Annotated in this window: 6 protein-coding genes; 3 read left to right on the top strand and 3 right to left on the bottom strand. The window is 75.8% G+C overall.

Annotated elements, in window-relative coordinates; translation table 11 throughout:
- Positions 1-128: 128 nt before the first annotated feature.
- Both PYV61_RS16300 and PYV61_RS16295 read right to left on the bottom strand, forming a co-directional pair.
- Entirely contained in the window at positions 129-2267 is a 2139-nt protein-coding gene (locus PYV61_RS16300) for an alpha-amylase family glycosyl hydrolase (RefSeq protein ID WP_275833490.1), read from the bottom strand.
- An 8-nt stretch (positions 2268-2275) separates the two neighbouring features.
- On the bottom strand, positions 2276-3664 hold the full coding sequence (locus PYV61_RS16295; RefSeq protein ID WP_275833488.1) for an MFS transporter: 1389 nt from the start codon (positions 3662-3664) through the stop codon (positions 2276-2278).
- Between the two features lie 37 nt (positions 3665-3701).
- On the opposite strand from PYV61_RS16295, the gene PYV61_RS16290 reads away from it, so the two are divergent.
- From PYV61_RS16290 to PYV61_RS16280, 3 genes are all read left to right on the top strand, one after another.
- Positions 3702-4862 carry a glycoside hydrolase 100 family protein gene (locus PYV61_RS16290; RefSeq protein WP_275833486.1) on the top strand — a complete coding sequence of 387 codons (1161 nt, stop codon included), beginning with the start codon at positions 3702-3704 and terminating at the stop codon, positions 4860-4862.
- Positions 4855-5517 (top strand): hypothetical protein, encoded by a 663-nt coding sequence (locus tag PYV61_RS16285; protein ID WP_275833484.1) that lies wholly within the window; start codon positions 4855-4857, stop codon positions 5515-5517. The genes PYV61_RS16290 and PYV61_RS16285 overlap by 8 nt, the downstream gene beginning before the upstream one ends.
- A 119-nt stretch (positions 5518-5636) precedes the next feature.
- Positions 5637-7151, top strand: coding sequence for a hypothetical protein (locus tag PYV61_RS16280; RefSeq protein WP_275833483.1), 1515 nt, complete (start codon positions 5637-5639; stop codon positions 7149-7151).
- Between the two features lie 10 nt (positions 7152-7161).
- Here PYV61_RS16280 and PYV61_RS16275 read toward each other — a convergent pair.
- Positions 7162-8243 (bottom strand): NAD-dependent epimerase/dehydratase family protein (locus PYV61_RS16275; protein WP_345785250.1); only part of this gene is annotated, 1082 nt, incomplete at its 5' end.

Genomic DNA, 8243 nt, shown 5'->3' with positions numbered 1-8243 from the left:
GTGGCGCCTCGCCCGCGGGCGGCGCACCCTCGGCGCGCACCGCGGCCGCGAGCGCGGCCAGCCGCGCCCCGCCGGCGCGCGCGCGCACGAAGTCCCTGCGGTCCATCGGCTCCTCCGGAGGTGCGGGGTCAGGGCCGGCGCAGCAGGCGCCACCCGAGCGGCGCCAGCGCCGCGCGCTCCCTCACGTTCTCCCCGGAGACGGCGTCCGTCCAGTCGCCCGGCGGGATCGGCGCGGCGCCGGCGGCGTCCCCGGCGTTGAAGGCGGCGACCACCTCGTCGGGCGCGCCCGGCTCGCCGCGCGCCCACGCCAGCACCGCCCCCTCGGCGGACAGCAGCCGGAGCGCCGGCGCGCGCAGCCCGGGGAGCGCCCGCCGCAGCGCCCCCAGCCGGCGGTAGTGGGCGAACATGGCGGCGTCGCACCGCCCCCACTGCACCGGGAACCGGTTCTCCTCGCGCGTCCCGCCCCCGCCGGCGCCCAGGAACCCGCACTCGTCGCCCTGGAAGGTGACGGGGACGCCGGGGAGCGCGTAGAGCATCGCCGACGCCAGCCGCTGCCGCGCCAGCGCCGCCGGCGGCGCGACGTCGCCCAGCCCGCCGCCCCCGAGCTTGGTGAGCAGCCGCGCGTTGTCGTGGGTGGCGATCACGTTGAACGCCATCGCCGCCGACGCCTCGGGGTACTCGGCGAGCACGCGTGACAGCGCCGCCGCAGCGTCGCGCGCCGCGAGGTCCCCGCGCGCGAAGCGCTCGACCACGTCCTGGCCGACCGCGTAGTTCATGAGCGCGTCGAACCGGTCGCCCCGCACCCACTCCGGCGCGCGCCGCCAGCTCTCCCCCACCAGGTAGGCGTCCGGGTCGCGCGCCTTCACCGCGCGCCGCACCTCGGCGAGGAACGCGGGGCCGTCGATGACCTCCTCGGGCACGTCCACGCGGAGCCCTGCGAAGCCGAACGCCTGCCATCGTTCCACCGTCGCCAGCAGGTCCGCGCGCACCGCCGGTCGCGCGACGTCGAGCTTCGGGAGCGCGCCCGCACCGGCGAAGGTGTCGTAGTGCGCGGCGTTCCCCACCCGCACCGACTCCGGCGCGACGCGGAAGCGGAACCACGTCCACGTCGGGCTCGTGGCGCCGCGCGCCGCCGCGTCGCGGAACGCGGGGTGCCCGACGCCGACGTGGTTCGGCACGAAGTCCCACAACACGCGCATCCCGCGCGCCCGCGCGGCGTCGAGCAGCGCGCGCAGCGTGGCCGTGTCGCCCAGTGCCGGGTCGACCGCGCGGTGGTCCCAGACGTCGTAGCCGTGCGCCGAGCCGGCCAGGAAGAACGGGTTCAGGTAGAGCAGCGTGACGCCGAGCGAGTCGAGGTGGCCGAGGCGGTCGATCACCCCGCGCAGGTCGCCGCCGTAATACTGATGGCAGCAGTGCCGCGCGGTCGGCGGCGCGTCCCACGCCGAGCGCTCGGGCGGCGCGCCGCGGAAGGCGGAGTCGAGCAGCGCGTGGTCGTCGGTGGCGAGCGCCAGCGCGTCGTTCGACGGGTCGCCGTTGGCGAAGCGCTCGGGGAAGACCTGGTAGCCCACCGCGTCGCCCACCCATTCCACGGCGCGGAAGGGCGCGGGGGGCGCGGCGTGGGGGCCGTGCGTGCGGGTGCGCCCCGCGTCGTCGGTCACGACGATCGTCCAGCGGGTGGTCCCCTCGGGCAGGGTGGCGCGCCAGACCTCGCGGCCGTCGTGCGCGAGCTGGCGGTGCATGGCGTGTTCGGCGCCGTCGGCGCGCAGCGTGGCCGAGCGGACGCGCCCCGCGTTGGCGGCGAAGCGCACCGACAGCCGCCCGCCGGCCGCCGAGACGTGCGCCGGGTCGGCCGGGTCGTGCGCGAGGCCGACGCCCGGCGGGAGCGGGGGCGCCCCCAGCTCGACCACCGCGTTGCGCCCGCCGTGTCCGTCCGGGGCGCAGGCGGCGGTGCTCCCCACGCGGCGCGCGCGCGACGGATCGCCCCAGGTGGCGTCGTCGCACATGTCGGCGACCCAGGCGCCGTTGACGTGCAGCTTGAACTCGTGGCGCCCCGCCGCCGGGACGCGCACGCTCCAGCTCCCGTCGGGCGCGCGGACGAGCGGCGTCGCGGTCGTGCTCCACCCGTTGAAGCTCCCCGGCAGCGCGGCCGAGACGACGGGCGGCGCGCCCGGCGGGGGGACGAGGCGGAACTCGAGGGCGGGGGGCGGTGCCGGCGGCGACCGCCGCGCGCAGGCGGCGACCCCCAGCACTAGCAGCGCCCGCCGCACCGGCGCGCCTAGTGGCCGCCGACGCGCGCCGGGATCCCGTGGGCGCGCGCCGCCGCCCCGCTGCGCACGAACAGCACCGTCACCGCCGCGCACAGCAGCAGCGCGCCAGCCAGCCGGATCACGTTCGCCGGGTTCCCGCCGAGCAGCGAGTCGTAGTAGAGCGGGAGGGTGAAGATCTGGATCATCATCGGGATCACGATGAACATGTTGAAGATCCCCATGTAGACCCCGACCCGCTCGGGCGGGATGGAGCCGGCGAGCATGACGTACGGGTTCCCCATGATGCTCGCCCACGCCACACCGACGCCGAGCATCGGCACGAAGAGCAGCGCGCGGCTGTCGATGGTCGGGATCCACAGCATCGCGAGGCCCGCGGCGGTGAGGCTGAGCGCGTGCGTGACCTTGGGGCCGAGGCGGCGGGTGAGCGGCACCATCGCGAACGCGGCCACGAAGGCGACGAAGTTGTAGAAGCCGCCTATCTGCCCGTTCACCAGCCCCGCCTCGCGGAACCCGGCCGACCCGGCGTCGTTGGTGTCGAACAGCGTCCGCGCGATGGCGAGCACGATGTACTGCCAGTAGCAGAACATCGCGTACCACTGGAACAGCTTCATGACGGCGAGCTGCTTCATCGTCGTCGGCATCTGCCGCATCGCCTCGGCGACCTCGCGCAGCGCGGCGCCCATCCCGCGCGGCAGCGCCTCGATGCGCGCGCGCTCGTCCGCCGTCAGCGGCAGCTCGGGGGTCGTGCGCACGGTCCACCAGATCGACGACAGCGAGAAGAAGGCGCCGATGAGGAAGGCGCCGACCGTGACGTACGGGATCCCGCGCCCGTTCACCAGGTCGCGGTTCAGCCCCAGCACCACGAGGATCGACGGCGTGAGGTACGACAGCGTCTGGCCGAGCCCCGTGAACGCGCTCTGCGTGAGGAAGCCGATCGAGTGCTGCGACCGGTCGAGGCGGTCGCTCACGAAGGCGCGGTACGGCTCCATCGTGACGTTGTTGCCGGCGTCGAGGATCCAGAGCAGCCCGGCGGCGGCCCACAGCGCGGGGCTGTACGGCATGAACAGGAGCGCCACGCTGCACAGCACCGCGCCGGTCAGGAAGTACGGCGTGCGGCGGCCGCGCGGCGAGAGCGTGCGGTCGCTCATCGCGCCGACGATCGGCTGCACGATGAGCCCCGTCATCGGGCCGGCGAGCCAGAGCAGCGGGAGGCTGGCCTCGTCGGCGCCCAGGTAGCGGTAGATCGGGCTCATGTTGCTCTGCTGCAGCCCGAAGCTGTACTGGATGCCGAAGAACCCCACGTTCATGTTGACGATCTGCCAGAAGGAGAGCGTCGGCTTGCGCGGGGCGGGCGGCGCGCCGGCGGGGGGCGCGGCGGCGGGCGCGGGGGTGGCCATGGCGGCGAAGATACCGGCCCTGCACCTTTCCGCCACCATGGCCGCGGACCTCCACGCCCGGGCGGTGGCCCTGCTGCGCGCCCTCTGCGGCCCGCACGGGATCCACGCCTCCCTCGCCGAGACGGCGAACTACCGCGCCGTCTTCACACGCGACGCGGTCGTCGCCGGGGTGGCGGGGCTCCTGCTGGGCGACGACGTGGTGGCGGCCGGGCTGGCGCGCACCCTCGAGCGCCTGCGCGCCCTCCAGGGCCCCGAGGGGCAGCTCGCCTCCAACTTCGAGCCGCGCGACGGGGGCGCGCCGCACGTCAGCTTCGGCTCCCTCGTCCCGCGCGTCGACGCGGTGACGTGGTACCTGGTCGGCGTGGCGCTGGCCGCGCGCGCGGGCGTCGTCGACGCGGCCGACCACGCCGACTCGGCGCGCGCGGCGGTGCGGCTGCTCGACGCGCTGGAGTACAACGGGCGCGACCTCGTGTACGTCCCGGCGGGGGGCAACTGGGCCGACGAGTACGTCTACGAGGGGTACATCCTCTACGACCAGGTGCTGCGCGCCTGGGCGCTGCGGCTGCTCGCCGGCACGTACGGCGAGGCGCGCTGGGAGGAGAAGGCCGCCCGCATCGGCGCCGCGATCGACGCGCGCTACTGGCCGGCGCGCGCCGAGGGGGCGCCGCGCGACGGACCATCGCGCGACGGGCACCCCGTGGCCGCCTTCTCGCCGGTGCGCACGTGCGAGGCCTTCGACCTCGCGGCCTGCGCGCTGCTCGGCGCGTCGGGCGTCGCGCCCGCCAGCGCGGCGGCGGCGCTCGACTGGGCAGACGCGCACTTCGGGCGGCGCGGCGCGCTGGCGCCGGCCTTCCACCCGGTGATCGACGAGGCGCACCCGGACTGGCCGGCGCTCGCCCGCTACCACCTGTTCGGCTTCCGCAACCGCCCGCACGAGTACCACAACGGCGGGATCTGGCCGGTGTGGCTCGGCTGGCAGGCGCTGGCGCTCGCCGCCACGGGACGGGACGACGCGCTGGCGCGGCTGCGCGCCTCGGCCGCCGCCGCGCTCGACGTGCCGGCGTTCGACTTCCAGGAGTACCTGCACGGCGTCACCGGCGAGCCGCTCGGCACGCCGCGCATGGCCTACAGCGCGACCGGCGTCGTGCTGCTGGCGGCGGCCGGGACGCCCGCGCAGCGCGAGGTGCTGGGTGGCTGACGCATCGCTGAACCCGGACCGCGCGCTCCACCAGCCCGAGTTCGACGCGCTCGCGGTCACGCTGGCGGACGTGCTGGCGCGCGACTTCGGCGTCCCCGCGCGCGGACGCTGCGTGGTGGGGATCGCCGGCGAGTCGGGGAGCGGCAAGTCGGTGACCGCCACCACCCTCGCGCGCGTGCTCGGGACGCGCGGCGTCGCGGCGGCGGTGCTGTACCAGGACGACTACTTCCGCCGCCCCCCGCGCGTGAACCACGCCGCGCGCCTCGCGGACCTGGCGGCGGTCGGGCCGCACGAGGTGAACCTGCTGCTGCTCGCCGAGCAGGTCGCCGCCTTCCGCGCCGGCGCCGACGCGGTGGAGGGGCCGCTGGTCGACTACGCCAACGACCGCTTCCTCACGCAGCGCCACGCGCTGGCGGGGCGGTCGGTGCTGATCGTGGAGGGAACGTACGCGCTCCACCTCGACGACCTCGACGTGCGCGTGTTCCTCGAGGCGACGCACCTCGACACCGCCGAGCGCCGCGCCGCCCGCGCGCGCGACCACCACGAGCCGATCATCGACGTCATCCTCGACATCGAGCACCGGATCATCGCGCGGCAGGCGGAGCGCGCGCACGTGGTGGTCGACCGCGAATTCCGCGTCGTGCGGCGGCCGTAGGATAGGGCGCTGCGGGCTGCGGGCTGCGGGGCGCGAACGAGTCCGCAGCCAGCAGCCCGCAGCCCGCAGTGCTCCGCCACGGAGGGAACCCGCGCGGCGCCGCCGCACGTTCCGCCGGCGTGTCCTCCCTACCCCCGGAGCGCCTCGCGGCGCTGAACGCGCTGCCCCTCGACTCGACGCGCGACGTCGTGCTGTACTGGCAGACGATGGCGCGGCGCACCCGCTACAACTTCGCGCTCCAGCACGCCGTCGAGACCGCGCGCGCGCTCGGCCGGCCGCTGGTGGTGCTGGAGGCGCTGCGCGCGGGGTACCCGTGGGCGAGCGCGCGGCTGCACCGGTTCGCGATCGACGGGATGGCCGACGACGCGGCTGCGTACGCGCGCGCCGGCGTCGCCCACCACGCGTACGTCGAGCCCGAGCCGGGCGCGGGGCGGGGGCTGCTCGAGACGCTGGCGCGGCGCGCGTGCGTGGTGGTGACCGACGAGTTCCCCGAGTTCTTCCTGCCGCGCATGCTCGCGGCGGCGGGGCGCCGGCTGGCGGCGCTCGGCGTGCGGCTGGAGGCGGTCGACGGCAACGGGCTGCTCCCGATGCGCGCCGCCGAGCGCGCGTGGCCCACCGCGCCGCACTTCCGGCGCATGCTGCAGAAGCGCCTCCCCGAGCACCTGACCTGGTTCCCGGCGGAGGACGCCCTCGCCGGCGCGCGCGCGCTGCCGCCGCTCCCCGACGAGGCGCGCGCGTGGCTCGACGGCGTGCGGGCGCTGTGGCCCGACGCGGCGGCGGCGCTGCTCGCCGCGGTCACGCCCGAGGGCGCGCGCGCGCTGGCGGCGCTGCCGATCGACCACGACGTCCCGCCGGTCGCGTTCCGCGGCGGCGCGCGCGAGGGTGACGCGGTGCTGCGCGGCTTCGTGGAGCGGAAGCTCGGGAGCTACAAGGCGCGCCGCAACGAGGCCGAGGACCCGAGCAACAGCGGGCTGTCGCCGTACCTGCACTGGGGCTTCGTCTCGGCACACGCCGTGTTCGCGGCCGTCGCCGAGCGCGAGGACTGGACGCTCGACCGCCTCGCGCCGCGGCCCAACGGCAAGCGCGAGGGGTGGTGGGGGATGGGCCCGGACGCCGAGGCGTTCCTCGACGAGGTGGTCACGTGGCGCGAGCTGTCGTACAACACCGCGCACCACGTCGAGGGGCACGACACGTACGCGTCGCTCCCCGAGTGGGCGCGCGCCACGCTCGCGGCGCACCGCGCGGACCCGCGCGCCGAGCTGTTCGCGCGCGACGCGCTGGAGGCCGGCGCGACCTACGACGCGCTCTGGAACGCGACGCAGGGGCAGCTGCGCGCCGACGGCCGCATCCACAACTACCTGCGGATGCTGTGGGGGAAGAAGTTCCTCGAGTGGACCGCCGATCCCGAGGAGGCGCTCGCGCACATGCTCCACCTTAACAACCGGTGGGCGCTCGACGGGCGGAACCCCAACTCCACGAGCGGGATCACCTGGGTGCTCGGGCGCTACGACCACGCGTGGCAGGAGCGCCCCGTGATCGGCAAGGTGCGGCCGATGTCGAGCGTCGCCACGGCGCGGAAGATCCGCGTCGACGGGTACGTGCGGCGCTACGGCGGCCGCGGCGCGCCGGGGTAGGAGCGCGGGGTCAGCGCCCGGCGGCGCCCCTGCGCGCCTTCCAGAGGGCCAGCACCTCGGCCTCGCGCTCGGCGGTGATCCCCGCCTTCAGCGTCGCCTGCCGCTCGGGCGTCTGCGCGTGGTAGTAGTCGAGCGTGTCCTTCGCCGTCACCGCCAGCGGGCGGAAGGTCAGCCCGAGCGCGATCTCGCGCGACAGGTCGAAGCGCGCGAAGCCGGCGCGGTTGCCGCGCGCCGCCTGCCACACCGGCATCTCGGCGTAGCCGCGCACCTTGTGCTGGTCGAGGAAGTCGGTGTCCACCCAGGTGAACTGCGCCTCCGAGGTCGTCGCCGCCTTGATCCCGTGCAGGAACTCGGCGAACGAGCGCGGGTTGCGCGGCCCGACGCCGCTGTAGACGCCCGTCGCGTCCCCCTCGGCGAGGCGCACCAGCCACTCGGAGAGGTCGCGCGCGTCGATCACCTGCACCGGGTCGCTCCCGTCGCCCGGCGCGAGCACCTCGCCGCCGCGCTCGATGCGCACCGGCCAGTAGGTGAAGCGGTCGGTGAGGTCGCCGGGGCCGACGATCAGCCCGGGGCGCACGATCAGCGCACGCCCGGGGAAGTGCTGCTGCGCCGCCTTCTCGGCGAGGGCTTTGGCGAGGCCGTACGGCAGCGGCTTCCCCGCCTCGACCGGCGTGTTCTCGCGCGTGAACACCGGCGCGTCGACCGTCATCGGGACGCGGCTGGTGTCGCTGTACACCGAGCGCGTCGAGACGAAGAAGTAGCGCTTCACGCGCGGCGCCAGCAGCTTCGCCGACCGCTCGACCCACGTCGGGTCGGTGGCCGAGTTGTCGATCACGACGTCCCAGTCGCGCCCCTCCAGCGACTTCAGGTCGGAGGCGCGGTCGCCCTGCAGCTTCTCGACGCCGGGGAAGAGCCCCGGGTTGGTCCTGCCGCGGTTGAACAGCGTGACCGTGTGGCCGCGGTCGAGCGCGTACTGCACCTGGTACGGGCCGATGAACCCCGTGCCGCCGAGGATCAGGATGCGGCGCGGCGCGCGGCGCGTGCGCACGAGCACGTCCGGGCCGCGTGCGGGGGCGAGGGCGCGCGCGACGC

Origin of the sequence: Roseisolibacter sp. H3M3-2 (assembly GCF_029211165.1) — a bacterium.
In the GTDB taxonomy this organism is placed as follows: Bacteria; Gemmatimonadota; Gemmatimonadetes; order Gemmatimonadales; family Gemmatimonadaceae; genus Roseisolibacter.
Note: the sequence above shows the minus strand (reverse complement) of the source record. Positions and strands in the feature narration are given on the sequence as shown.

Excerpts from the sequence above, each read along its gene's own strand:
- PYV61_RS16295 (WP_275833488.1), bottom strand. The coding sequence starts at position 3,664 with ATGGCCACCCCCGCGCCCGCCGCCGCGCCCCCCGCCGGCGCGCCGCCC.
- PYV61_RS16290 (WP_275833486.1), top strand. The coding sequence starts at position 3,702 with ATGGCCGCGGACCTCCACGCCCGGGCGGTGGCCCTGCTGCGCGCCCTC.